At 42.8% G+C, this 502-nt stretch carries 1 protein-coding gene; it reads right to left on the bottom strand.

All coding sequences use genetic code 11. The features are described 5' to 3' along the window. Positions 1-130: 130 nt before the first annotated feature. Positions 131-502, bottom strand: a 372-nt coding sequence (locus tag R0J92_RS21630) for a hypothetical protein (RefSeq protein ID WP_411053146.1), incomplete at its 5' end; no start/stop codon positions are given.

Raw genomic sequence — 502 nt, 5'->3', positions numbered from 1 at the left:
CTGGGAATTACTCTGAATCCTTCCTGTTCAATAGCTTGAGCCACAGGCTTGTAATCTTTGTGGATATTTTCTAAATAGTTATGTCCCATGATTTGAATCCTCCATATAGTTATTAATAAAGTCGTGGGATCTACGCTGCAATTTCGACAGCGGGGCAAGACAATTGTGCTTCCCAATGCCGGAAGATGGCATCTTGATGCGTGCTGACCCGCTCTAACTGATATTTCCGATCGCGATCGCGATTGTGCCCGTAGCGTTTCCCTTTATCAGGTTGGGTCAGCTTCATGCCAATTTTCTTTAATAGCTTCTGGAGATTTCGGATCGGCGTTCCGTTTACGCCTTTATTGCTCAAAGTAACTCCCAGATGTCGCTTGACTGTCCTGACATGACTAGAATTACTAATAATTTCTCCCTCTATAAATTGCCACCACCAATCAAGAGAGCCGTTAGTAATTTCTTGCCCCTCTAAGGCTAAGATTTCTGGAATTTTAAGAATCTCTAA

Origin of the sequence: Tritonibacter sp. SIMBA_163, from assembly GCF_046535935.1 — a bacterium.
Classification (GTDB): Bacteria; Pseudomonadota; Alphaproteobacteria; order Rhodobacterales; family Rhodobacteraceae; genus Epibacterium; species Epibacterium scottomollicae.
The sequence above is the reverse complement of the archived record's forward strand: the minus strand, read 5'-3'. Positions and strand labels throughout refer to the sequence as shown.